The following is a 24,040-nucleotide window of genomic DNA, read 5'->3' as shown; positions in this document are numbered from 1 at the left end:
GATCGACCTCTTTTCGGCGTTCAGCCGCGGAACCAGTGCTGCGGCCGGGGTTGGATGTTCTGCCAGATGTGCTTGGGCTCTCGGTACTCGTCCAGGCCGGTCGGTCCCAGCTCCCGGCCCACGCCCGAGTGCCCGAAGCCACCCCATTCCGCTTGCGGCACATAGGGGTGGTAGTCGTTGATCCACACCGTGCCGTGCCGCAGCCGCCGGGCGACCCGCTGGGCCCGGCCCGCGTCCTGGGTCCAGACGGCGCCGGCGAGCCCGTACTCGGTGTCGTTGGCGATGCGTACGGCGTCGTCCTCGTCGGTGAAGCGCTCGACGGTGAGCACGGGTCCGAAGGACTCCTCGTGCACCACCCGCATGTCCTGCGTGCAGCCGTCGAGGACGGTCGGCGGGTAGAAGTGGCCCTGGGCGAGGGCGGGTTCGGTCGGCCGCTCGCCGCCGCAGCGCAGCACGGCGCCCTCCGCGATCCCGGCCGCGACATACGCCTCGACCTTGTCGCGGTGCCCCGCGGAGATCAGTGCCCCGGTCTCGGCCTCGGGGTCGAAGGGCCCGCCGAGCCTGATCTGCCGCGCGCGGCGCACGAGTTCGTCCACGAAGCGGTCGTGCAGCGAGTCCTCGACGATCAACCGGGCACCGGCGGAGCAGACTTGGCCGGAGTGCAGGAAGACGGCCGTGAGCGCGAAGTCCACGGCCGTCTCGAAGTCGGCGTCGGCGAAGACGACGTTGGGGTTCTTGCCGCCCAGCTCCAGCGCCACCTTCTTCACGGTCGCGGCGGCGGTGGCCATGATGCGTTTGCCGGTCTCCAGGCCCCCGGTGAAGGAGACCAGGTCGACGGCGGGGTCCTCGGAGAGCGGCGCGCCGACCTCGGGCCCGGCCCCCAGGACGAGATTGGCGGCACCGGCGGGCAGTCCCGCCTCCGCCAGCGCCTTCATCAGCAGGATGGAGGTGGAGGGGGTCAGCTCGCTGGGCTTGAGGACGAACGTGTTGCCCGCCAGGAGCGCCGGAGCGACCTTCCAACTGGCTTGAAGCAGCGGGTAGTTCCAGGGGGTGATGAGCCCGCACACGCCGACCGGCTCGTAGACGACCCGGCTGACGGCGTCGTCGCGTCCGGTGTCGATGACCCGCCCGGCGTCGGTGCCGCCGATCCCGGCGTAGTAGCGGAAGCAGGAGACGACGTCGGCGATGTCGTACTCGCTCTCCACCAGCCGCTTGCCGGTGTCCAGGGACTCGGCGCGGGCGAACTCCTTGGCGTCGCGCTCAAGGATGTCGGCGGTGCGCGAGAGGACGGCGGCGCGTTCCCGCTCGGGAGTGCGCGGCCAGGGGCCCTCGTCGAAGGCACGGCGGGCGGCGGCGATCGCGGCCTCGGTGTCGGAACGCGTTCCCTCGGACACGGTCGCGCTCAGTGTGCCGTCGGCGGGACAGCGGATCTCGCGGTGACCGCCGGCCACCGCGTCGCGCCATTCTCCGTCCACATACAGGTCTGCCACGTGTGGAGCCCTTCGAGCGAATTCCGTTGCGCATTGTGCACCGTATTGCTTGTGGTGGAACACCATGGCGAATGTGCAGACATACGTCAAGGGGTTGGCAGATGACGATTTCGCCATGCTCCCCATTGCCCGGCCGCCTCTTGACCGCGAGCCGCGCGCGGCCCAACCATGTTGCGTATCGCTCACCTTGTTGTGCAATACGCACCGACGGAGGCCGCACATGTCCCCTCGACCGCACCCTGGCCGCGAATTCGTCCTCACCCTCTCGTGCCCGGACACCACCGGACTGGTCCACGCGGTGAGCGGCTTCCTCGTCCGGAACTCCGGCAACATCCTGGAGAGCCGGCAATTCGATGATCGGCTCAAGGGCCGCTTCTTCATGAGGGTCCACTTCGACGTTTCCGATCCAAACGCCGACCTGAAAACACTGCGTTACCGATTCGGTCCGGTCGCCGAGGCCTATCGCATCTCCTGGACCCTGCGGGACGCCTCGACGCCGACCAGGACCCTGATCATGGTGTCCAGATTCGGCCACTGCCTGAACGACCTGCTGTTCCGCAGCCGCACCGGCGCCCTCAACATCGAGATCCCCGCGATCGTCTCCAACCACCGCGACTTCGAGGGCCTCGCGGACACCTACGGCATCCCCTTCCACCACGTCCCGGTCACCAGGGACACGAAGGCGGGGGCCGAGGCGCGGCTGCTGGAGCTGGTGCGCGACCTGGACATCGAGCTGGTGGTGCTGGCGCGCTACATGCAGGTCCTCTCCGACGACCTGTGCAAGGAGCTGGAGGGCCGCGCCATCAACATCCACCACTCCTTCCTGCCCAGCTTCAAGGGCGCCCGCCCCTACCAGCAGGCGTACGACCGGGGAGTCAAGCTCGTGGGCGCGACCGCGCACTACGTCACACCGGAGCTGGACGAGGGCCAGATCATCGACCAGGACGTGGTCCGGGTCGACCACTCCCTCGACCCGGAGGAGCTGGTCACGGTCGGGCGTGACGTGGAGGCACAGGTCCTGGCCCACGCGGTGAAGTGGCACAGCGAGAGCCGGGTGATGGTGGACGGGAACCGGACAGTGGTGTTCCGGTGAGCGAGGGTCGTATACGGGACCGGCTGGGCTAGCCGCCCAGCCGGTCCAGTGCCGCTCGGCGCCAGCGCTCCGTCTCGGCGAGCTGGTTGAAGGTGAAGACGTGCAGGCCCGCCACCCCCGCCGAGGGCCCGGTCAGGGCGCCCGCGGTGCCGGTGAGCAGGCGGTCGGGCGAGTAGCCGCCGGGCGCGGCGAACCGCAGGAACCAGGACGCGTGCTTCGTGAGGAAGCGGGTCGACTCCCCCACGCCGATCTTCGTCGCCATGGCCAGCAGCTTCGTACGCTGCACCGGCCCCGCGACGCCCACGTACAGCGGCAGCGTCACACCCCGGCGGCGGATGCGGCCGGCCCACTCCCCCAGCACGCGCGCGTCGAAGCACAGGTTGCTGACGATGTACGTGGCGTGGGCGCGCTTGTCCCACATGGCCTGGATGGTGAGGTCGTCGTGGATGAGGGGGTGGCTCTCGGGATAGCCGGTGATACCGACGCGGGTGAACGGGCTTCCCAGCTCGCCGAGCCTGCGGAGCACCGGCAGCGCCCCGTCGTAGACCCCGGCCGGCGGATCGGCGTCGCCGGCCGGGACGAACACGTCGTCGACACCGGCCTGCCGGAGCCGGTCGACGACGTCCTTGAGGTGCGCGTCGTCCCGCAGCAGCCGCGCGGGCACGTGCGGGACCACGCGGTAACCGTGTGCCGCGAGCCGTCCGACGAGGTCGAGGGTGGGTTCCAGCCCCTTGACCGGCGACGCCGTCACGGTGACGACGACATCGCGCGGCACATGGGCGAGGACCTTCTCCTCGGTCGCCCCGGCGGGCAGCACCTCGTAACGGACGCTCGACAGCAGCGCCTTGAGACGCTCGCCGCCCAACCCGGCCTACCCGGCCTGCTGTTGGGCGTCGCGGTGGCGGTAGTACACGGCCTTGGAGGGAGCCAGCGGCTCCTTGCCGAGGATCAGGTCGGCCGCCTTCTCGGCGATCATCATGACGGGCGCGTAGATGTTGCCGTTGGTGACGTACGGCATCACCGACGCGTCGACGACCCGCAGCCCCTCGACTCCGTGCACCCGCATGCTGTTCGGGTCCACGACCGACATCTCGTCGGTGCCCATCTTGCAGGTGCAGGAGGGATGCAGGGCGGTCTCGCCCTCCTTGGCCACCCAGGCGAGGATCTCCTCGTCGGTCTCGACGGACGGCCCCGGCGAGATCTCGCCGTCGTTGTATGGGGCCAGCGCGGGCTGGTTGAGGAGTTGGCGGGCGACCCGGACCGACTCGACCCACTCGCGCCGGTCCTGTTCCGTGGAGAGGTAGTTGAAGCGCAGCGCCGGGTGCTCCAGCGGGTCCTTGCTCTTGATCTTCACCGAGCCGATGGCGTCGGAGTACATGGGCCCGACGTGCACCTGGTAGCCGTGCCCGCCGGCCGGCGACGAGCCGTCGTAGCGGACCGCGATGGGCAGGAAGTGGAACATCAGGTTGGGGTAGTCCACGTCCTCGTTGCTGCGGGCGAACCCGCCCGCCTCGAAGTGGTTGGTGGCCGCGGGGCCCTTGCGGAAGAGCCACTGGAGGCCGATGAAGGGGGCGCGCCACTTCGCCATGTACGGCTGCATGGAGACGGGTTGCTTGCAGGCGTACTGGATGTACACCTCCAGGTGGTCCTGCATGTTCTCGCCGACGCCCGGCAGGTCGTGGACGACGTCGATGCCGAGCGCGCTCAGCTCCCGCGCGTTGCCGATGCCCGAAAGCTGAAGCAGCTGGGGGGAGTTGATGGCGCCGCCGCAGAGGATGACCTCGCGGGCGCGCACCTGGTGGACCTTGCCCCGGCGCCGGTACTCGACGCCGACGGCCTTCTTGCCCTCGAAGAGGACGCGGTCGACCATCGCGCGGGTGGTGACGGTGAGGTTGGGCCGCTTGCGGACGGGCTTCAGGTACGCCTTGGAGGCGGAGAGCCGACGGCCCCGGCTGACGTTGCGGTCGAAGGGCGCGAAGCCCTCCTGCTGATAGCCGTTGACGTCGTCGGTGCGCGGATAGCCGGCTTCCTGAACGGCGTCGAGGAAGGCGCCGAACAACGGGTTGGCGGCGGGCCCGCGTTCGAGGACGAGCGGGCCGTCGTGGCCGCGGAACTCGTCGTCGGGATCGGCCGCGAGACAGTTCTCCATCCGCCGGAAGTACGGCAGACAGTGCGCGTAGTCCCAGTTCTCCATACCGGCGTCGGCGGCCCAGCGCTCGTAGTCCATGGGGTTGCCGCGCTGGAAGATCATGCCGTTGATGCTGCTGGAACCGCCCAGCACCTTGCCGCGCGCGTGGTAGACGCGCCGGCCGTTCATGTGCGGCTCGGGTTCCGACTCGTACTTCCAGTCGTAGAAACGGCTGCCGATCGGGTAGGTCAGCGCGGCCGGCATGTGGATGAAGACGTCCCACGGGTAGTCGGGCCGGCCGGCCTCCAGGACGAGCACCTTGTTGCCCGGGTCCGCGGAGAGCCGGTTCGCCAGTGCGCTGCCGGCGGATCCACCGCCGACGATGACGAAGTCGTATTGCAGGGGAGCCATGATCTCTCGTCTCGCTCGCGCCGTAGATACGCGAGGCATGCTAATACGGGTATCGCCATACGCACCAGGTTGCGAGCAACGCAACTTGCAAGGTCCGGGTTTCGGTGTTGTTACCGGTGGCGACAGCGACGGCGGCGGCCCGGGGCCGGTCGGGGTCGTTTGACCTTGACACCGTGACAAGGTCTTCACTGCTTCCCCAGGAGGTGGTCGTGATGACCATGACGAAGCAGGACACGGACGCGCTCCGGGCGCTCGACGGACTGACGGACCCGCGTCCGTCCGTACGGCTGCGCACGGCCCTGGCGGCCGGGACGGCACCCGACCCGCGCTACGTCGGCAGGCTCGTCGAGTGCTGCGCGGTCGAGCCGGAGTTGCTCGTCCGGGAGATGCTGACCTGGGCGCTCACCCGCCACCCGACGTCCCTGACGCTCCCCGCGCTGATGCGCGAGGTCCGCTCGGAGCACGCGCGGGCACGCGGTCAGGCGCTGCACACGCTGTCCAAGATCGGCGACCGGCAGGCGTGGCCGGCGATCACCGAGGAGCTGCTGTCGGACGCCGACGACGAGGTGGCGCGGAGCGCCTGGCGGGCCGCGGTCGCGCTGGTGCCGGCCGGCGAGGAACCCGCCCTGGCGGCCGTGCTGGCGACCCGGCTCGGGCGCGGCGGACGGGAGACCCGGATGAGCCTGAGCCGGGCCCTGGTCGCGCTCGGCGAGGCGAGCGGGCCCGCGCTGAGCGCCGCCGCCGCGGACCCCGACCCACGGGTACGGACGCACGCGCTGGCCACGCGGCGGCTGCTGGCGGACCCGGACGCCGGGTTCGAGTCGGCGATCGAGGAGGCCAAGCGCGTCGTGGCGCTCACCGGGGCGCCCACCACGGACGATGACGACCGTGCTGATCGGTGAGGTGGCGAGACGGTCCGGGGTCAGTGCCCGCATGCTCCGGCACTACGAGTCCCTCGGCCTGGTGCGGCCCTCGGGCCGTACCGGATCGGGTTATCGGGAGTACTCCGCGCGGGACGTCCGGCGGATCTTCCACATCGAGAGCCTGCGCTCGCTGGGGCTGTCGCTGCGTGAGATCGGGCGCGCGCTGGACGACCCCGCCTTCACGCCCTCGGCGCTCGTCGGCGACCTCGTCTCCCGGACGCGCGAACGCATCGCCGCCGAGACCGAGTTGCTGACCCGGCTCGGCCGGATCGAGGCCGCGGACCCCGGCGACTGGCAGGACGTGCTGCGGACCGTGGCGCTCCTCCAGGCACTGGGGTCGAAGAACCCCGACGCGCGTCAGCGCGCGGTCCTCGCCTCGGGCGCGGAGGTGCCGGCGGAGGCACTGGTGGAAGCGGTACTCGGCGAGCCGGAGCCGAACGTGGCGGGCGCCCTGCGCTGGGCGCTCGCGCGGTCGGCGGACGGCGCTGCCCCGGCCCTGCTGGCGGACGCCCTCGGCTCCCCGGTCGCCGCGGTGCGGGAACGTGCCGTTCGAGCCCTCGTCGAACTGCCCGGCACCGAAGCCGCCGCGCCGCTGCGGGACGCCCTCACGCACCCCGACCCCGTGGTCCGCGCGTCCGCGGCCCTCGCGCTCGGCGCGCGGGGTGTCGCCGACGCGGTCCCGGAGCTCATCGACATGGTCGTGGCGGGACGGAACGACACGGACGCGGCCGACGCGCTGAGCGTGCTGGCCGCGGACACCGCGACGGCGGACCGGATCGCGACCGGGCTCGTCGACCGGATCGCCGACGACACCACGAGGGCACCCGCACGCGGACGGCTCACCCAGGCACTGGCCGACATCCCGGGTACGACGGCGGAACACGCCCTCAGGGCACTGGCGAAGGACGAGGACCGCGCGGTCGCGCTGACCGCCGCGTACCTGCTTCGGCTCCGCGACGCGCGGTGACCGCCGAGTCGGTCACCCCCCCACGAGCCGAAGAAGCCCGCAACCTTGTTGCAACCTCGGGTCTGCTGCGATGAGGCGGCATCACACCCGCCTACTGGGGACGGCAGACATGGACGACAACGGCCCGCGCGTCGAACTCACCCCCTCCGCGGCCGACCTGCTGCGTCAACTGCACGCGCAGCACGGCCCGCTGATGTTCCATCAGTCCGGCGGCTGCTGCGACGGCAGCGCGCCCATGTGCTACCCGGAGGGCGAGTTCCGTACCGGCGGCTCGGACGTACTGCTCGCCGAACTGGCCGTGGAGGGCGTGCCGGAGCCCGTGACGTTCTGGATCTCGCGCAGCCAGTTCGAGGTCTGGAGCCACACGCGGCTGATCGTGGACGTCGTAGCGGGTCGCGGCAGCGGTTTCTCGCTGGAAGCACCCGAGGGGGTGCGTTTTCTCACCCGTTCCCGTGTAGTCGGCGCCTAGGAGCCCCGCCGGTCACCGTCTTCTGATGCACTTCCCCTGAGTCCTGGAGGAGTTGACGAGACATCAGGGGGCACTGTGACGCACCGTCAAAGGCGTTCCGGAGCGGCGCGGTTCAGAGCCGGACGGGCAAGAGCGGGCAGACGGACAATCGCGTTCCGTACGGCGTTCGGCGCGCTGGCCGGTGCGGCCCTGATCGGGGCGGCACCGGCCGACGCCGTCCCGGGCGGCACCGTACCGGCCGGCACTTCGCTCGCGCCGGGGGTCACCTACCGGCAGTTCGACATCGCGGCGGCCAGGGGGGTGACCCGCGCGCATGTGGTCGTGGTGGACCTGCGCAATCCCCATGTGCGCGTCGACCTGCTGTACCCGGGCGCGGTGGCGGCCCGTGAGCCCGTCTCCGAGCTGGCGGACTCGGCGGGTGCCGTCGCGGGCGTCAACGGCGACTTCTTCGACATCAGCGAGGCCCAGCACCCGGGCGTCGAGGCCACGGGTGCCACCGACGGACCGGCCGTCGCGAGCGGTACGGCGCTCAAGGGGGCCGTGCCGGACGGCCAGCGCTTCGGACCCGTCCTGCCGCCGGGCACCAACACGCGGAACGTGCTCGGCGTCGGCGTCGACCGCGTGGCCCGGCTGGACAGCCTCACCCTGAAGGGGACGGTCGCCGCCGCGCGGAGCCGGATGCCGCTCGGCGGGTTCAACCAGTTCGCGCTGCCGGTGAACTCCGTCGGCGCGTTCACGGCGCGCTGGGGCAGCGCCTCCCGGGTGCGGGCCACCTGCGGCACGGACACCGACCGGGCCGCCGCGTGCAGCACCGACACCTACGAGGTCACCGTGCGCCACGCGCGGGTCGTGTCGGTGTCCCGCGCTCCGGGCCGCGGTGCCATCGCCGCGGGCACCACCGTCCTCGTCGGGCGGGAGGCGGGCGCGCGGTGGCTGCGGAAGCTGTCGGTCGGCGAGCGGGTGCAGGTGCTGCACCGGCTGGTGGCGGCGCGGTCCGGGGTGCCGTTCCGCTTCGCCGTGGGCGGCTACCCGGTGCTGCGGGGCGGACAGCCGCAGGCCGGCCTGGACAACACGACCTCGGCCGTGCGCACCGCCGTGGGCATCGCTCAGGGCGGCCACCGCCTGCTGCTGTTCGCGACGGACGGCGCGGTCGCGTACCGCAGCGGTCTGACGATCGCCGAAGTCGCCGCCGAGATGCGGAAGTTGGGCTCGGTCGACGCGTTCAGCCTGGACGGCGGCGGCTCGACGACCCTGGTCGCCCGCGCGCCCGGCGCGAGCGCCGTCACGGTACGCAACCACCCCAGCGGCGGCGCCGAGCGGCCCGTACCGAACGGTGTCGGGATCTTCTCGACCCGCTGACCTCAGGGATGGAGTCCGCTCACCAGGTCCGCGGTGGCCGTGAGGCCGCTGTGGATCGTGGGCGCCATGCTGGTCCCGGCCATGAAGAACCCGAGCAGTGCGCAGATCAGCGCGTGGGAGAGCTTCAGCCCGCCGCTGCGCATGAAGATCACCGCAAGGATCAGGAGCAGCAGCACCACAGAGATGGAAATGGCCATCGTCACCCTCCTCCGCCACGCCGTCGTGTCTGGTTCGCGGCGTTCGGCCGCAAGTGTGGCGTAGCGGAGGGTTCATCCGGGCTACTGACGTGTCCCCCGAACGTGTGGTGTCACGCGGCGCGGTGTCACTCCGTGTGATGTCACGCCGTGTGATGTCACGCCGTGCGGTGGGCGTCCAGGAAGGCTTCGAGGCCGGCGAGGTCGTCGGTGTTGAGGAAGTCCACTCCGGCGGCGAACAGTTCCTCCCACAGCGCCTGACGGGCGGTGCCCGCCAGGTCCGGGGTGTTCCAGAAGCGGACGGTCTGCCCGGCCGCGTGCGCGCGCCGCACGATGTCACGCAGCTTCCGCCGCTCCGCGTCGGGGAAGGCGCCGTCGCCGAGCCAGGTGAAGTTGGTCTGCCAGTTGTCGCTGATGAGCGAGATGAAGGAGGCGGGCGCCGAGGTGCCGAGGTCGTCGAGCCGGCCGTCGTAGAAGGCGCGGCGCACGGTCTGCGCCGCCATCGGGACACGGGCCGCGCGGTCGCCGGAGATGACGTTGGTGACCGCGCCCGGGTGGACGCGTCCGTGGTCGTAGGTGGTGAACAGGTGCGGGTAGCGCTGGAGATGGCGGTCGAGTTCGAGGTAGGTCGAGGAGCCCTCGGTCTTGATGTCGATCAGGAGCTGCAAGGGCCTGCGCCAACCCCGGTACACGGAGCCGTGGTTGGCCTTCACGAGGGCGGACAGCGGGTCGAGGTAGAGGGATTCGAGGGTGCGGCTCGGATCGAGTTCGGACGCGTCGTGTCCGATGAGGAGTTGGTCGCCGACGAGGAAGATGTCGGCCTCGACGCTGCCGAACCGGTGGTCGAGGGCGTCGTGGAGGGGCCGGGGGTGCTCGTAGTCGTTGTGGGCGTGGGCGCGCCACAACGGGCGTCGGTGGTGCCCCTGTTCGGCGGCGAACGCGCTGCCGGCGGGCGGGGCGAGCACGACCGCGAGGGTGGCGCCGAACGCGGTGAGGGCTCTGCGACGGGTGATGAGGGCCATGGTGTTCCTCCCTGTGGGGCGGGTGCGAACCACAGGGAGTATGGGGCTGTCCGACCCCCGATGAACCTGTGCGGGGCAGGAGTTGGCCGGACCGCCCTCGCTTGTTCACTCCTTCGGCCGGGCGGCACGGAAAAGCCCGCCCCGGGTGGGACGGGCTTCACCGGACGGCCGGAGGGCGGTCAGGGGGCGCGCAGATCGACCAGTTCCGCCAGCGCCTCGCGATGGGCACCCGCCGTGCCGTAGGCGATGGAGTCGGCCTTGGCGCGCTTCAGGTAGAGGTGGGCCGGGTGCTCCCACGTCATGCCGATCCCGCCGTGCAACTGGACGGCCTCCTCGGCCGCGTGGACGGCCACGGTCGCCGCGTAGGCCTGGGCGACGGCGACCGCCACCTCGGTGTCCTCACCGGTCGTGAGGGCGTCGGCCGCGTTCCGGGCGGCGGCCCGCAGGCCGACCACCTCGAGCCACAGCTGCGCGAGCCGGTGCTTGAGCGCCTGGAACCCGCCCACGGGCCGGTTGAACTGCTTGCGCTCCTTCAGGTACCGGACCGTCTCCGTCAACGTCCAGTCGGCGAGCCCGAGTTGCTCGGAGGCGAGCAGCCCGGCCCCGGCCCGCAGCGCACGCCGTACGGCGGGTGCCGCGTCCCCGACGCGGCGCCCCGCGGCGCCGTCGAGCACCACCCGCGCCAGCGGCCTGGTCAGGTCCAGCGACACCTGCGGTACGACGGTCACGGCGCCCGCCTCGACGGCGTACAGCCCGCCGTCCTCGGCCGGCACCAGCAGCACATCGGCCGCGGCGGCGTCCGCGATGCCGGTCAACTCCCCGTGCAGGGAGCCGTTCTCGTGCCGTACGGCCTGGTGGGCGGCGCCCGGCGCGACGCTCAGGGAGACGGCGAGGACGCCGATCCTCCGGCCGGCGGCCAGCTCGGCGAGCAGGTCCTCGGCCCCGCACTCCAGCAGCGCCTCGGTGGCGACGACCGCGCTCGTGAGGTACGGGACCGGAGCGACCGCGCGGCCCAACTCCTCCAGTACGACGGCGACTTCGCGGTGGGTGGCGCCCTGTCCGCCCTGTGCCTCGGGCACCAGGAGTCCGGCGAGGCCGATGCCGTCGGCGAGGGACTTCCACAGGGCCAGGTCGTGCGGGGCGTCCGACTCGGTGCGCGCGATGACGCCCGCCGCGTCGCAGTGGTCGGTGAGCAGGTCCCGGACGACGGCGCGCAGCGCCTCTTCCTCCTCCGAGTAGAGAAGATCTGTCATCGGGCCAGGTCCTTCCAGGCGACGTCCTTGTCGGTGCGCGGCTCGGCCGGCAGGCCCAGGACGCGTTCGGCGACGATGTTCAGCAGGACCTCGCTGGTCCCGCCCTCGATGCTGTTGCCCTTGGAGCGGAGGTAGCGGTAGCCGGCGTCACGGCCGGTGAAGTCCACCAGTTCCGGGCGGCGCATGGTCCAGTCCTCGTACAACAGGCCTTCCTCGCCCAGGAGTTCCACCTCCAGGCCGCTGATCTCCTGGTTGAGGCGGGCGAAGGACAGCTTCATGCCGGCGCCCTCGTGACCGGGCTGGCCCGCCGCCAGCTGCTGGCGCAGCCGCTCGCCGGAGAGCCTGGCGACCTCGGCCTCGACCCAGAGCCCGAGCAGCCGCTGATGGAGGTCGTGGGTGCGCAACTCCGGCCGGGTGCGCCAGGTTTCGCTGGTCATGCCGATCATCCCGCCCTCGCGGGGGATGCGCATGCCGCCGATGGAGACGCGCTCGTTCATCAGCGTGGTCTGCGCGACCCGCCAGCCGTCGCCGACCTCGCCGAGGCGGTGGGCGTCGGGGACGCGGACGTCGGTGAGGAAGACCTCGTTGAACTCGGCCTCGCCGGTGATCTGGCGCAGCGGCCGGACGTCGACGCCGGGGTCGGTCATGTCGCAGACGAAGTAGGTGATGCCCGCGTGCTTGGGGACGTCCGGGTCGGTGCGCGCGATGAGGATGGCCCAGCGGGCGAGATGGGCGCTGGACGTCCACACCTTCTGCCCGTTGACGATCCAGTCCCCCTCGCCCTCGCGGACGGCGCGGGTGCCGAGCGCGGCCAGGTCGGACCCGGCGCCCGGTTCGCTGAACAGCTGGCACCAGACCTCCTCGCCGACCCAGAGGGGTCGCAGGAACCGCTGCTTCTGTTCCTCCGTGCCGTACTTGAGGATCGTCGGGGCGGCCATGCCGAGGCCGATGCCGATCCGGCGCGGGTCGTTGTCGGGGGCGCCGGCCGCCGCCAGCTCGGCGTCCACGACGGCCTGGAGGGCGCGGGGGGCGTTGAGGCCGCCGAGGCCTTCCGGATAGTGGATCCAGGCCAGTCCCGCGTCGAAGCGGGCCTTGAGGAAGGTGGTGCGGTCGGTCTCCAGCGGTGGGTGCGCGGTCAGCAACTCGGCGGTCCGACGCCTGAGTTCGGCTGCGTCGATGGTCATGCGGCGGCTCCGTTCACCGGCGACGGAAGGATGGTGACCCGGCCGGTCGTGACGCCGTCGGCGACCCGCTGCACGGCGGCTGCCGCATCGCTCAGCGGCACGCGCTCGCTGACCAGGGGCTTGACGACACCCCGGGCGGCGAGGTCGGTGAGCTGCTCGTGGCAGTGCGCGATCAGCTTCGGGTTCTTGGTGGCGTACAGGCCCCAGTGCAGGCCCTGGATCGAGTAGTTCTTCACCAGCGCGTGGTTGAGACCGGGGCTGGGGATCGTGCCGCTCGCGAAGCCGACGACCACGATCCGCCCCTCGAAGGCGACGACCTTGGTGGACTGGGTGTAGGCGTCCCCGCCGACCGGGTCGTAGATCACGTCCGCGCCGCGTCCGCCGGTGGCCTCCTTGACGGCCGCGACGACGTCCTCGGTCCGCCGGTCGATCACGACATCGCAGCCCAACTCCCTTGCCACGGCGGCCTTGTCGGCACCGCCGACGACACCGATGACGGTGGCACCGGCGGCCTTGCCGAGCTGTACGGCCGCGCTGCCGACCCCGCCGGCGGCGGCGTGCACGAGCAGGGTCTCGCCGGCCTCCAGGCGGGCGCGGCGGTGGAGGCCGAACCAGCCCGTCTGGTAGCCGATGTGGAGCGCGGCGGCCTCCGCGTCGTCCAGCGACTCGGGCGCGGGCAGTAGTCCGGCGGCGTCCGCGACGGCGTACTCGGCGAAACCGCCGTACGGCAGCGCGGGGTTGGCGATCACGCGGCGGCCGTCCTCGGTCTCGCCGCAGATCTCCACGCCGGGCGTGAACGGGAGCGGCGGCCTGACCTGGTAGTGGCCGCGGCACATCAGCACGTCCGGGAAGTTGATGTTCGCGGCGCGCACCTTGAGCAGGACCTGGCCGTCGCCCGGCGTGGGTCGTGGCACCTCCGCCAGGCGCATCGCCTCACTCGGCTCGCCGTTCTCGTGCACTTGCCATGCCTGCATGCGGGGCCTCCACGGACTGCTCTGTCTTACCGGGCTCGATCGCATACTAAGCGGTCGCTTGCACATCGGGAAGCGTCGGGTTCGTCACCGGCCGCGCTGGGGCCTGGCCCGCACGTGCATGCGCTCGCCCTGCGGGCCGAACAGGCTCAGGAACTCCGCGGGTCCCTCCCCCGTCGACCCGAACCAGTGCGGCACCCGGGTGTCGAACTCGACGGCCTCGCCCGTCCCGAGCACCACGTCGTGCTCGGCGAGCACCAGCCGCAGCCGTCCGGACAGGACGTAGAGCCACTCGTAGCCCTCGTGCGTCCGCGGCTCGGGCTCCTCCTGCCGTCGTGGCACCAGCACCTTGAAGGCCTGGAGCCCGCCCGGCTGGCGGGTGAGCGGCCAGTAGGTGCGCCCGTGCCGCCGGATCGGCTCGGACCGCACCCGGGGATCGCCCACCGGCGGTGTCCCCACCAGTTCGTCCAACGGCACCTGGTGGGCCCGCGCGATCGGCAGCAGCAGCTCCAGGCTGGGTCTGCGCAGCCCGGACTCCAGCCGGGACAGCGTGCTCACCGAGATCCCGGTCGCCTCCGAGAGTCCGGCGAGGGTCGCGCCCCGCTCCTTGCGGATCCGCCGCAGCCGCGGACCGACCTCCGCCAGGACCTCGTCCGTGTCGTCGCTCATGACCGGTATTGCAGTTTCGGCAAACGCGTTTGTCAATACGGCAGCGGTGGGGCGACCTTCGGGGTGGAGGTGGTCACCATGACCGAGACACACAGCGGGACCTACGAAGTGGCCGTCGTCGGCGGCGGCGCGGCCGGGCTGTCCGCCGCGCTGGTCCTGGGCCGGTCCCGGCGCCGCACACTCGTCGTCGACGCGGGCGGGCCGCGCAACGCCCCCGCCGCACACATGCAGGGCTATCTGACCCGGGACGGCATGTCCCCCGCCGAGTTCCTGGCCCGGGGCCGCGAGGAGATCGCGCGCTACGGCGTGGAGCTGGTCCGGGACCGGGTGGTGGACGTCACCGGCGGCTTCGCGCTCACGCTGGCCGGCGGGGCGACCGTACGCGCCCGGCGGCTGGTGATCGCGACCGGCCTCAAGGACGAGCTGCCGGCCGTCCCCGGAGTCGCCGAGCGCTTCGGGCGTGATGTGCTCCACTGCCCGTACTGCCACGGCTGGGAGGTCCGCGACCAGGCCTTCGGTGTGCTCGCGACGACACCGCTGAGCGTGCACCAGGCGCTGATGGTCTCGCAGTGGTCCAAGGACGTGACGCTGTTCCTGCACACGGTCGCCGAGTCCGAACTCACGGACGAGGACCGGCGCAGACTGGCGGCGGCCGGGGTCGCCGCGGTGCCCGGCGAGGTCGCGGGACTCGTCGTCGAGGAGGACCGGCTCACCGGTGTCCGTCTGGCGGACGGCACCACGCACCCCCGCGAGGCCGTGTTCGTGGCGCCCCGGGCGATCCCGCGGACCGGGCTGCTGGAGAAGCTGGGCGCGGAGCTGCGGGAGACGCCGTTCGGCGCCTACCCCGTGGTCGACGCGACGGGCCTGACGACCGTGCCCGGGGTGTGGGCGGTCGGCAACGCGGCGGGCTTCGGCGAACAGGTCGTGAACGCGGCCTCCGCCGGGTACCGAGCGGGCGCCACCGTGAATGGGGAGCTGCTGATGGCCGACCTCGACGCCGACGCCCGGGTGTAGACCGGCCGTCTCCGTTGCACGATGGCTGCATGCTGCTGACCCGGCTCGCGCATGTGTCCCAGGAGGTCGCCGCCACCTCGGCGCGGTCCCGGAAGACCGCTCTGCTCGCGGAGCTCTTCCGGGACGCGGAGGCCGACGACGTCCCGATCGTCATCCCGTATCTGGCGGGCCGCCTGCCGCAGGGCCGGCTCGGCATCGGCTGGAAGGTGCTGAGCCGGCCCGTGGCGCCGGCCGGGGAACCCACCCTGACCGTGCGTGAGGTGGACGCCCGGCTCACCGCTCTCGGCCGGCTGTCGGGCGCCGGCTCGCAGGCCGAACGGGTGCGGCTGGTGGGCGAGTTGATGGGTGCGGCCACCGCCGACGAACAGCGCTTCCTGTTCGGCCTGATCACCGGCGAGGTCCGGCAGGGCGCGCTGGACGCGGTCGCCGTGGAGGGCCTGGCGGCGGCGACCGGCACCGCTGCGGCGGACGTACGGCGGGCGGTGATGCTGGCCGGTTCGCTCCAGACGGTGGCCGAGGCCCTGCTCGCCGAGGGCCCCGCCTCCCTCGACCGCTTCCGGCTGACCGTGGGCCGCCCGGTCCTGCCGATGCTCGCGCACACCGCCGCGTCGGTCGCCGAGGCGGTGGGGAAACTCGGCGAGTGCGCGGTCGAGGAGAAACTCGACGGCATCCGCATCCAGGTCCACCGCGACGGCGAGGTCGTACGGCTCTACACCCGCACCCTCGACGACATCACCGACCGGCTCCCCGAACTCACCGCCGCCGCGCGGGAGTTGAACGGCGAGCGGTTCATCCTGGACGGCGAGGTGATCTCCTTCGACGCGGACGGACGCCCCCGTTCCTTCCAGGAGACGGCGGGCCGGGTCGGCTCCCGGGTGGACGTGGCGACGGCCGCCGGGAGCGTCCCCGTCTCCCCCGTGTTCTTCGACGTGCTGTCCGTCGACGGCCGCGACCTGCTGGACCTGCCGTTCGCCGAACGGCACGCGGAACTGGCCCGGCTGGTGCCCGAGCCGATGCGCGTCCGCCGCGCGCTCGTGTCCGGTCCGCAGGACGTCCCCGCCGCCGAGGCCTTCCTCGCCGAGACCCTGGGGCGCGGCCACGAGGGCGTCGTCGTCAAAGGGCTCGACGCCCCCTACAGCGCGGGCCGCCGGGGCGCCTCCTGGCTGAAGGTGAAGCCCGTGCACACCCTCGACCTGGTCGTATTGGCCGCCGAATGGGGTCACGGCCGCCGCACCGGCCGGCTCTCCAACCTCCACCTCGGCGCCCGCAATCCGGACGGTACCTTCGCGATGCTCGGCAAGACCTTCAAAGGCATGACCGACGCCGTGCTGACCTGGCAGACCGAGCGGCTCCAGGAGCTGGCCGTCAAGAGCGACGGCCATGTGGTGACCGTACGGCCCGAACTCGTCGTGGAGATCGCGTACGACGGTCTTCAGAGGTCGACCCGCTACCCGGCCGGCGTCACACTCCGCTTCGCGCGGGTCGTGCGCTATCGGGAGGACAAACGGCCGGAGGAGGCCGACACCGTGGAGACACTGCTGGCCGCGCACCCGGAGGTGCGGCCGTGAGCGGGACGGGGAGGCGGAGCGCCGGGCTGCTGTTGTTCCGGCGCACCGAGCGGGGGCCGGAGGTGCTGCTCGGGCACATGGGCGGCCCGTTCTTCGCACACCGGGACGCGGGGGCCTGGAGTGTGCCCAAGGGCGAGTACGAGCCGGACGAGCCCGCCTGGGACGCGGCCCGGCGCGAGTTCCAGGAGGAACTGGGACTCGCGCCGCCCGAGGGCGAGGCGATCGCACTGGGCGAGGTGCGGCAGGCCAACGGGAAGCTCGTCACCGTGTGGGCGATCGAGGCCGACCTCGACCCGGCCGCCATGGTGCCGGGCACCTTCCGGATGGAGTGGCCGCCGAAGTCCGGGCGGATGCGGGAGTTCCCGGAGCTGGACCGGGTCGAGTGGATGGGCCTGGACCGGGCGCGGGCCGTCGTCGTCGGGGCGCAGGCCGCGTTCCTCGACCGGTTGGCGCAGCACACGGGCTGAGGGGCCGCGCACGCGTTGCGGTGCCCCGCGCCGCGCGGGAAGGTCGAAGCACGGTCCGCTCCAGGAGGTCAGCCATGCCCATCGCGACGGTCAACCCGGCCAACGGCGAGACGCTCAAGACGTACGAGGCCATGGGCGACGAGGAGATCGAGCGCCGGCTCCGGCTCGCGGAGGCCACCTTCCGCACCTACCGGACGTCCGCGTTCGCCGAGCGCGCCCGGCTCATGCACCGGGCCGCCGACCTGCTCGACGAGGACCAGCGGGACATCGCCCGGATCATGACCACCGAGATGGGCAAGCCGGTCAAGCAGGCCCGCGCGGAGGCCGCCAAGTGCGCGAGGTCGATGCGCTGGTACGCCGACCACGCGCCGGAGCTGCTCGCCGACGAGGAGCCCGCCGCCGCCGACGTGAAGGACTCCGGTGCCTCCCGGGCGCTGGTGCGCTACCGGCCGCTCGGCCCCGTGCTCGCGGTGATGCCGTGGAACTTCCCGCTGTGGCAGGTGATCCGCTTCGCCGCGCCCGCGCTGATGGCCGGCAACGTCGGCCTCCTCAAGCACGCCTCGAACGTACCGGGGACCGCGCTCTACCTGGAGGACCTGTTCCACCGCGCGGGCTTCCCCGAGGGCGCCTTCCAGACCCTGCTCGTCGGCTCCGGCGCGGTCGAGGAGATCCTGCGCGACGAACGGGTCAGGGCGGCCACGCTCACCGGCAGCGAACCGGCCGGCCGGGCCGTCGCGTCCGTCGCCGGGGACATGGTCAAGAAGACGGTGCTGGAGCTGGGCGGCAGCGACCCCTACGTCGTGATGCCGTCCGCCGACATCGACCGGGCGGCGCGGATCGCGGTGACGGCGCGGGTGCAGAACAACGGGCAGTCGTGCATCGCCGCCAAGCGGTTCATCGTGCACACGGACGTCTTCGACGCGTTCGCCGAACGGTTCGTGGCCGGCATGAAGGCGCTCACTGTCGGTGATCCACTGGCGGAGGAGACCGAGGTCGGACCGCTCGCCACCGAACAGGGCCGCAGCGATCTGGAGGAGCTCGTCGACGACGCCGTGCGCAGCGGCGCGACCGTGCTGTGCGGCGGACAGCGGCCCGAGGGGCCCGGCTGGTACTACCCGCCGACCGTCCTCGCCGGCATCACCCGCAGGATGCGCGTCCACCGCGAGGAGACGTTCGGGCCGGTCGCCACGCTGTACCGGGTCGCCGACCTCGACGAGGCCGTCCTCGTCGCCAACGACTCGCCGTTCGGGCTGAGTTCCAACGTGTGGACCCGGGACGAGGGCGAGGTCGACCGGTTCGTACGGGATCTGGAGGCCGGCGGGGTCTTCTTCAACGGGATGACCGCGTCCCATCCGGCGTTCCCCTTCGGCGGGGTCAAGCGGTCCGGGTACGGGCGGGAGCTGTCGGGGCACGGAATCCGGGAGTTCTGCAACATCACCACGGTATGGCACGGAGCGTGAGCGTTCCGCGGCTACGATCCCCTGTGTGAACCGCGAAGTGACTCTGCCTCTGATCGTCGACGACCGCGGGACCTTGCAGGTGGCTGCCGCCGATGTGAGCAAGCTTCTCCGTACCGTGGGCGGCAGGTGGCTGCACCTCGTCGAGGCCGGGGAAGACGGGCTCGACGAGGACACGGTGGCCGCCCTGACGATCGAGCTCGCGAAGCTCGCGGACCGTATCGACGTGGCGTGCATCGCCCACAGCAGCGGGGGTTCGGGCTGACCCCGCGCCCCCGGGACGGGATCACCGGGTGAGCTCACCGAGCGTGGACCAGAAGTCCGCCTCATAGGCCTTGAGCAGGGTGCTGTACGTCGTCACCGCGCGCTCGTCCGACCGGCCCGCCCGGATCGCCGCCGTCGCCCTGTCCTCCAGCTCGGGTGACGGCCGCGCGAAGAGGTCGAAGAAGCCGCAGGCCTCGTCCGTGAAGCCGTAGTGCTCGCGCAGCGCGCCCGCGATCGTCGCGCAATAGCCGCCCCATTCCGCGAAGTTGGCTGTCAACGCCCTTACCACGTCGGTCGGTTCGGCGTTCAGGGCCAGCCAGGCGACGTAGGCCGGATAGGCCTGGCAGCCCGCCAGCGGCTCATACGTACGCGACCGTGTCTCGTCCACCCCGCATGCCCGCGCGAAGGCGACGAGCCGTTCCCCCGCCAGCGCCTCGCCCTCCGCCAGGAACTCGAAGAAGGCGGTCGCCTCCGGGGTGGCCGTCTCGCGTTGCGCCAGATGCAGGAAGGCGCGGCGGTCGGCCGGGATCACGCGGTGCTGTTCCAGGGCGAGGGTCGCGAGGGTCTCCCGGGGGGCGGTGCCGTTCCCGATCCGCGCTACGAGGGGGTTCGTGGTCATCGCGTCCTTCTTCGGCCGGGGTCCGGATACTGATCCGACCTTTACACAGGGTCCCTGAATTGGAGTAGTCCACCGAGAGATCGTCGCCCTCCCGGGTGATCGTGGGTGCACCACCCTCTGAGGTGAACCACCTTCTGACCGGCGGGCGAAGGCCTTCCGGAAGGCGAAAGCAGGGACGGTTCATGGCGACTTTGTGCAAGCCCTCGGTGTCGGTTCCCGAGCACGTGATCACGATGGAGGAGACGCTGGAGCTGGCGCGCTCCCGTCACGCGGACCACCCCAACCTGCCGCTGGCCCTCCGGCTGATCGAGAACACCGGTGTGCGCACCCGGCACATCGTGCAGCCCATCGAGGAGACGCTGAAGCACCCCGGGTTCGAGGACCGCAACAAGATCTACACGGCCGAGGCGAAGGCCCGGGTCCCGGCGGTCGTGCAGCGCGCGCTCGACGAGGCCGAACTTCTCACCACCGACATCGACGTGATCATCTACGTCTCGTGCACGGGCTTCATGATGCCCTCGCTCACGGCCTGGCTGATCAACGAGATGGCCTTCGAGTCCACCACCCGGCAGATCCCGATCGCCCAGCTCGGCTGCGCGGCCGGCGGCGCGGCGATCAACCGCGCGCACGACTTCTGCACGGCGTACCCGGACGCCAACGCGCTCATCGTGGCCTGCGAGTTCTGCTCGCTGTGCTACCAGCCGACCGACCTCGGCATCGGCTCCCTGCTCTCCAACGGCCTGTTCGGCGACGGCATCGCCGCCGCGGTCGTGCGCGGGCGCGGCGGGACGGGCATCCAGCTGGAGCGCAACGGCTCGTACCTGATCCCCAAGACCGAAGAGTGGATCATGTACGACGTGCGGGCCACCGGGTTCCACTTCCTGCTGGACAAGCGGGTGCCGGCCACCATGGAGCCCCTCGCGCCGGCGCTCCAGGACCTCGCGGGACTGCACGGCTGGGACGCGGCCGACCTGGACTTCTACATAGTCCACGCGGGCGGGCCCCGCATACTCGACGACCTGAGCAAGTTCCTCCAGGTCGACCCGCACGCGTTCCGGTTCAGCCGGGCCACCCTCACCGAGTACGGCAACATCGCCAGCGCCGTCGTCCTGGACGCGCTGCGCCGGCTCTTCGACGAGGGCGGCGCCGAGCACCGGGCGCGTGGCCTCCTCGCCGGGTTCGGACCCGGTATCACCGCCGAGATGGCCCTGGGCCGCTGGCACCACGACGAGCGAGAGACGGCTTGAGTACGGCATGACTGAAGAGACGCTCACCGAGACCCTGCCCCCGGTCCGGCCCTGGCCGGCCCTCGACCTGACCGGGGTGGACTTCGACCCGGTCCTCGCCAAGCTGATGCGGGAGGGTCCGGTCAACCGGATCAAGCTGCCCAACGGCGAGGGCTGGGCGTGGCTGGTCACCCGGCACGACGACGTGCGGACGGTCACCAACGACCCCCGCTTCAGCCGCGAGGCGGTGATGGACCAGCCGGTGACCCGGCTCGCCCCGCACTTCATCCCGGCCCGCGGCGCGGTCGGCTTCCTCGACCCGCCGGACCACACCCGGCTACGGCGCTCGGTCGCCCCGGCGTTCACGACGCGCGGGGTGGAGCGGGTGCGGGAGCAGTCCCGGCTGCTGCTCGACGAGTTGATCGACGGGCTGCTCCGGCAGGGACCGCCGGCCGATCTCACCGAAACGGTGCTCAGCCCGTTCCCGATCGCGGTGATCTGCGAGCTGATGGGGGTGCCGGCCGCCGACCGGCACGGCATGCACACCTGGACCCAGCTCATCCTGTCCTCCTCGCACGGCGCCGAGGTCAGCGAGCAGGCCAAGCAGGAGATGGGCGCCTACTTCGGCGATCTCATCGGCATGCGGGAGGGCAGCGACGGCGAGGACGTGGCCTCGCTGCTCGGCGCCGCCGTGGGCCGGGCGGAGATGACGCTGGAGGAGGCGGTCGGGCTCGCGGTGCTGCTCCAGATCGGCGGCGAGGCGGTCACCAACAACAGCGGGCAGATGTTCTATCTGCTGCTGACCCGCCCGGATCTGGTCGAACTGCTGCGCGCCGAGCCGGAGTCGAGGCCCCGGGCCATCGACGAACTGCTGCGCTACATCCCGCACCGCAACGCGGTCGGGCTGTCCCGGATCGCCATGGAGGACGTGGAGATCCGCGGGGTCCGGATGCGGGCGGGCGACCCGGTGTACGTGTCGTACCTGGCCGCCAACCGCGATCCGGACGTCTTCCCGGACCCCGAGCGGATCGACTTCTCGCGCAGCCCGAACCCGCACGTGTCCTTCGGCTTCGGCCCGCACTTCTGTCCCGGCAACATGCTGGCGCGGATGGAGTCCGAGCTGCTGGTGGACGCGCTCCTGGACCGGCTGCCGGGGCTGCGGCTCTCAGTCCCGGCCGATCAAGTGCCGTTCAAGAAGGGCGCGTTGATCCGTGGTCCCGAGGCACTGCCCGTGACGTGGTGAGGTGCCGATGACGGCGACGGAGGGGCTGCTCGTGCCGCCGGGGCACGGCCGGATCGTCCAGACACCCGCGCAGCACGTGACGTTCAAGGTGACCGGCTCGCACTCGCGGACGGCGTCCACCTTCGAGGTCGTGGTGCCACCGGGGTTCGACGTCGGGGCCCATGTGCACACGCGCAGCGAGGAGTTGTTCTACGTCCTCGAAGGCGAGCTGGACGTGCTCGCCTTCGAGCCGCGCATCCGGACCCCGGACAACTGGCAGCGCTGGGAGTCGAGTTCGGGCACCCGGGTGGTACGGGCCACACCGGGCACGGTGATCGTCGTACCGCCCGGCTGTCCGCACGCGTTCGCGAACCCGACGGAGACGCCCGCGAAGATGTTCTTCCAGGCGTCTCCGCCGCCGGATCACGAGCGGTACTTCGAGGAGCTGTTGGAGATCCTCGGGGGCGGTGGGCCGCCGGATCACGCGGCGATCGAGGAGCTGCGGTCGCGCTATGACATCGAGCAGCTGACACCGCTCAGGCATCGGTAGCGCCCGTCGTTGTCTTTCCGCGGGCGCGGTGGGGGCTGGTCGCGCAGTTCCCCGCACCCCTTAAAAGCACGCTCAGCCGGCGGTCTTTCAGGGGCGCGGGGAACTGCGCGCTCAGCCCCCACCGGCCCGCAGGCTTCCACTCAACGGATCGGCATCCCCGCCAACGTGCGCGCGATCACCAGCCGCTGGATCTCGCTCGTGCCCTCGAAGATCGTGTAGATCGCCGCGTCCCGGTGCATCCGCTCGACCGGGTACTCGCGGGTGTAGCCGTTGCCGCCGAGGATCTGGATCGCCTGCGCGGTCACCTTCTTGGCCGTCTCGCTGGCGAACAGCTTGGACATCGAGCCCTCGGCCGCGGTGAACTGCTTGCCGTTGACGGCCATCCAGGACGCCCGCCACACCAGCAGCCGCGCCGCGTCGACCGACGTCCGCATGTCGGCGATCTGGAAGGCGACGCCCTGGTTGTCGATGATCGGGCGGCCGAACTGCTCGCGGGTCTTCGCGTAGTCGAGGGCGACCTCGTAGGCGGCGCGGGCCGTGCCCACCGCCATCGCGCCGACCGCCGGGCGGGACGCCTCGAACGTGGCCATCGCGGCGTTCTTCACCCGCTCGCCGCCGCCGGCCTTAGCGCGCTCACGGGCGCGGGCGAGGCGCTCGTCCAGCTTCTCCTTGCCGCCGAGCAGGCAGGAGCCGGGGACGCGGGCGTTCTCCAGGACGACCTCGGCGGTGTGCGAGGCGCGGATGCCGTGCTTCTTGAACTTCTGCCCCTGGGACAGACCGGGCGTACCGGCCGGGACGATGAAGGAGGCGTGGCCCTTGGAGCCGAGGTCCGCGTCGACGACCGCGACGACGACGTGGACATTGGCGATACCGCCGTTGGTCGCCCAGGTCTTGGTGCCGTTGAGGACCCACTCGTCCTTGGCCTCGTCGTAGACGGCACGGGTGCGCATGGAGGCCACGTCGGAACCGGCGTCGGGCTCGGAGGAGCAGAAGGCGGCGACCTTCACGTCGTTGGCGTCGCCGTACATCTGGGGGATCCAGGTGCCGATCTGCTCCTCGGTGCCGTTGGCGAGGACGCCGACGGCGGCCAGGCCGGTGCCGACTATGGAGAGGGCGATGCCCGCGTCGCCCCAGAACAGTTCTTCCATGGCCATCGGGATGCCGAGGCCGGTGGGGTCGAAGTACTGCTGGGCGTAGAAGTCCAGGGAGTAGATGCCGACCTTCGCGGCCTCCTGGATGACCGGCCAGGGAGTCTCCTCACGCTCGTCCCATTCGGCGGCGGCGGGGCGGATGACATCGGCGGCGAAGCCGTGCAGCCAGTCCCGCACCTCCTTCTGTTCGTCGTTGAGTTCCATGGTGAACTCGGCCATGACTCCTCCAGCAGCGCACTAGCATGTTACTTGCGGTAACGACAGAGTCTGTTACCGACGGGTAGGAAAGTCAACTCCCCATGACCTCTCGGCAGCCCGTTCGAGGTGTGTGGCACGTTGAGTGTTAGTTTGCGCAGGCGTTACCGATTC

General features: G+C 71.5%; 24 protein-coding genes. 13 read left to right on the top strand and 11 right to left on the bottom strand.

The window, feature by feature from the left end; genetic code table 11:
* Positions 1-20 precede the first annotated feature (20 nt).
* Positions 21-1,490, bottom strand: coding sequence for an aldehyde dehydrogenase family protein (locus ACIQPR_RS39050; protein ID WP_403658774.1), 1,470 nt, complete (start codon positions 1,488-1,490; stop codon positions 21-23).
* A gap of 220 nt (positions 1,491-1,710) precedes the next feature.
* On the opposite strand from ACIQPR_RS39050, the gene purU reads away from it, so the two are divergent.
* Positions 1,711-2,583 carry a formyltetrahydrofolate deformylase gene (gene purU / locus ACIQPR_RS39045; RefSeq protein WP_403658771.1) on the top strand — a complete coding sequence of 291 codons (873 nt, stop codon included), beginning with the start codon at positions 1,711-1,713 and terminating at the stop codon, positions 2,581-2,583.
* Between the two features lie 28 nt (positions 2,584-2,611).
* Here the strand turns inward: purU and ACIQPR_RS39040 are convergent, their stop codons facing one another.
* Positions 2,612-3,448, bottom strand: coding sequence for a 5,10-methylenetetrahydrofolate reductase (locus tag ACIQPR_RS39040; protein ID WP_403658768.1), 837 nt, complete (start codon positions 3,446-3,448; stop codon positions 2,612-2,614).
* Between the two features lie 6 nt (positions 3,449-3,454).
* Positions 3,455-5,122 (bottom strand): choline dehydrogenase, encoded by a 1,668-nt coding sequence (gene betA / locus ACIQPR_RS39035; RefSeq protein WP_403658765.1) that lies wholly within the window; start codon positions 5,120-5,122, stop codon positions 3,455-3,457.
* Positions 5,123-5,334: 212 nt separating this feature from the next.
* Here betA and ACIQPR_RS39030 point away from each other — a divergent pair, with 212 nt between their 5' ends.
* The 4 genes from ACIQPR_RS39030 to ACIQPR_RS39015 all read left to right on the top strand — a co-directional run bounded on the left by ACIQPR_RS39030 (position 5,335) and on the right by ACIQPR_RS39015 (position 8,840).
* The gene (locus tag ACIQPR_RS39030) at positions 5,335-6,024 is read left to right on the top strand and encodes a HEAT repeat domain-containing protein (RefSeq protein ID WP_403658762.1); all 690 of its coding nucleotides are present in this window, start codon (positions 5,335-5,337) and stop codon (positions 6,022-6,024) included.
* A complete protein-coding gene (locus ACIQPR_RS39025) occupies positions 6,011-7,012 on the top strand; it encodes a MerR family transcriptional regulator (RefSeq protein ID WP_403658759.1) in 1,002 nt (333 codons plus the stop codon). Before ACIQPR_RS39030 ends, ACIQPR_RS39025 begins: the two co-directional genes overlap by 14 nt.
* A gap of 109 nt (positions 7,013-7,121) precedes the next feature.
* On the top strand, positions 7,122-7,481 hold the full coding sequence (locus tag ACIQPR_RS39020) for a DUF779 domain-containing protein (RefSeq protein WP_403658756.1): 360 nt from the start codon (positions 7,122-7,124) through the stop codon (positions 7,479-7,481).
* A 192-nt stretch (positions 7,482-7,673) separates the two neighbouring features.
* Positions 7,674-8,840 carry a phosphodiester glycosidase family protein gene (locus tag ACIQPR_RS39015; RefSeq protein WP_403658932.1) on the top strand — a complete coding sequence of 389 codons (1,167 nt, stop codon included), beginning with the start codon at positions 7,674-7,676 and terminating at the stop codon, positions 8,838-8,840.
* A 2-nt stretch (positions 8,841-8,842) separates the two neighbouring features.
* Here ACIQPR_RS39015 and ACIQPR_RS39010 read toward each other — a convergent pair whose 3' ends face one another.
* From ACIQPR_RS39010 to ACIQPR_RS38985, 6 genes are all read right to left on the bottom strand, one after another.
* Complete coding sequence (locus ACIQPR_RS39010) at positions 8,843-9,037, bottom strand: hypothetical protein (protein ID WP_403658753.1); 195 nt, start codon at positions 9,035-9,037, stop codon at positions 8,843-8,845.
* 155 nt (positions 9,038-9,192) lie between these two features.
* Positions 9,193-10,056, bottom strand: coding sequence for a phosphatidylinositol-specific phospholipase C/glycerophosphodiester phosphodiesterase family protein (locus ACIQPR_RS39005; protein WP_403658750.1), 864 nt, complete (start codon positions 10,054-10,056; stop codon positions 9,193-9,195).
* Between the two features lie 179 nt (positions 10,057-10,235).
* Positions 10,236-11,309, bottom strand: coding sequence for an acyl-CoA dehydrogenase family protein (locus tag ACIQPR_RS39000; protein ID WP_403658748.1), 1,074 nt, complete (start codon positions 11,307-11,309; stop codon positions 10,236-10,238).
* Positions 11,306-12,493: an acyl-CoA dehydrogenase family protein gene (locus ACIQPR_RS38995; protein WP_403658745.1), complete on the bottom strand. Its 1,188-nt coding sequence runs from the start codon at positions 12,491-12,493 to the stop codon at positions 11,306-11,308. Before ACIQPR_RS38995 ends, ACIQPR_RS39000 begins: the two co-directional genes overlap by 4 nt.
* Positions 12,490-13,467 (bottom strand): NADPH:quinone oxidoreductase family protein, encoded by a 978-nt coding sequence (locus ACIQPR_RS38990; protein ID WP_403658742.1) that lies wholly within the window; start codon positions 13,465-13,467, stop codon positions 12,490-12,492. The genes ACIQPR_RS38995 and ACIQPR_RS38990 overlap by 4 nt, the downstream gene beginning before the upstream one ends.
* An 84-nt stretch (positions 13,468-13,551) precedes the next feature.
* On the bottom strand, positions 13,552-14,133 hold the full coding sequence (locus tag ACIQPR_RS38985) for a helix-turn-helix domain-containing protein (RefSeq protein WP_403658739.1): 582 nt from the start codon (positions 14,131-14,133) through the stop codon (positions 13,552-13,554).
* 78 nt (positions 14,134-14,211) lie between these two features.
* Here ACIQPR_RS38985 and ACIQPR_RS38980 point away from each other — a divergent pair, with 78 nt between their 5' ends.
* The 5 genes from ACIQPR_RS38980 to ACIQPR_RS38960 all read left to right on the top strand — a co-directional run bounded on the left by ACIQPR_RS38980 (position 14,212) and on the right by ACIQPR_RS38960 (position 18,904).
* A complete protein-coding gene (locus ACIQPR_RS38980; RefSeq protein WP_403658736.1) occupies positions 14,212-15,147 on the top strand; it encodes an NAD(P)/FAD-dependent oxidoreductase in 936 nt (311 codons plus the stop codon).
* A gap of 29 nt (positions 15,148-15,176) precedes the next feature.
* Positions 15,177-16,715, top strand: a complete 1,539-nt coding sequence (locus tag ACIQPR_RS38975) for an ATP-dependent DNA ligase (protein ID WP_403658733.1) — start codon at positions 15,177-15,179, stop codon at positions 16,713-16,715.
* Positions 16,712-17,182, top strand: a complete 471-nt coding sequence (locus ACIQPR_RS38970; RefSeq protein WP_403658730.1) for an NUDIX domain-containing protein — start codon at positions 16,712-16,714, stop codon at positions 17,180-17,182. Before ACIQPR_RS38975 ends, ACIQPR_RS38970 begins: the two co-directional genes overlap by 4 nt.
* Before the next feature lie 74 nt (positions 17,183-17,256).
* Positions 17,257-18,642 (top strand): NADP-dependent succinic semialdehyde dehydrogenase, encoded by a 1,386-nt coding sequence (locus ACIQPR_RS38965; protein WP_403658727.1) that lies wholly within the window; start codon positions 17,257-17,259, stop codon positions 18,640-18,642.
* Positions 18,643-18,667: 25 nt separating this feature from the next.
* Positions 18,668-18,904, top strand: coding sequence for a DUF6213 family protein (locus tag ACIQPR_RS38960; protein ID WP_019070910.1), 237 nt, complete (start codon positions 18,668-18,670; stop codon positions 18,902-18,904).
* Between the two features lie 21 nt (positions 18,905-18,925).
* Here the strand turns inward: ACIQPR_RS38960 and ACIQPR_RS38955 are convergent, their stop codons facing one another.
* Positions 18,926-19,522 (bottom strand): transcriptional regulator, encoded by a 597-nt coding sequence (locus tag ACIQPR_RS38955; protein WP_403658724.1) that lies wholly within the window; start codon positions 19,520-19,522, stop codon positions 18,926-18,928.
* Between the two features lie 182 nt (positions 19,523-19,704).
* Between ACIQPR_RS38955 and ACIQPR_RS38950 the strand changes: the two genes are divergently transcribed.
* The 3 genes from ACIQPR_RS38950 to ACIQPR_RS38940 are packed head-to-tail and all read left to right on the top strand — an operon-like array spanning position 19,705 to position 22,520.
* Positions 19,705-20,769 carry a type III polyketide synthase gene (locus ACIQPR_RS38950; RefSeq protein ID WP_403658722.1) on the top strand — a complete coding sequence of 355 codons (1,065 nt, stop codon included), beginning with the start codon at positions 19,705-19,707 and terminating at the stop codon, positions 20,767-20,769.
* A 7-nt stretch (positions 20,770-20,776) separates the two neighbouring features.
* Positions 20,777-21,991: a cytochrome P450 gene (locus tag ACIQPR_RS38945; RefSeq protein WP_403658719.1), complete on the top strand. Its 1,215-nt coding sequence runs from the start codon at positions 20,777-20,779 to the stop codon at positions 21,989-21,991.
* Between the two features lie 7 nt (positions 21,992-21,998).
* A complete protein-coding gene (locus ACIQPR_RS38940; RefSeq protein ID WP_403658716.1) occupies positions 21,999-22,520 on the top strand; it encodes a cupin domain-containing protein in 522 nt (173 codons plus the stop codon).
* Positions 22,521-22,660: 140 nt separating this feature from the next.
* On the opposite strand, the gene ACIQPR_RS38935 is transcribed toward ACIQPR_RS38940, so the two are convergent.
* A complete protein-coding gene (locus ACIQPR_RS38935) occupies positions 22,661-23,890 on the bottom strand; it encodes an acyl-CoA dehydrogenase family protein (protein WP_403658713.1) in 1,230 nt (409 codons plus the stop codon).
* Between the last annotated feature and the right edge of the window lie 150 nt (positions 23,891-24,040).

Source organism: Streptomyces sp. NPDC091280 (assembly GCF_044768565.1).
GTDB lineage: Bacteria > Actinomycetota > Actinomycetes > Streptomycetales > Streptomycetaceae > Streptomyces.
This window is presented reverse-complemented; position numbering and strand designations above follow the sequence as displayed.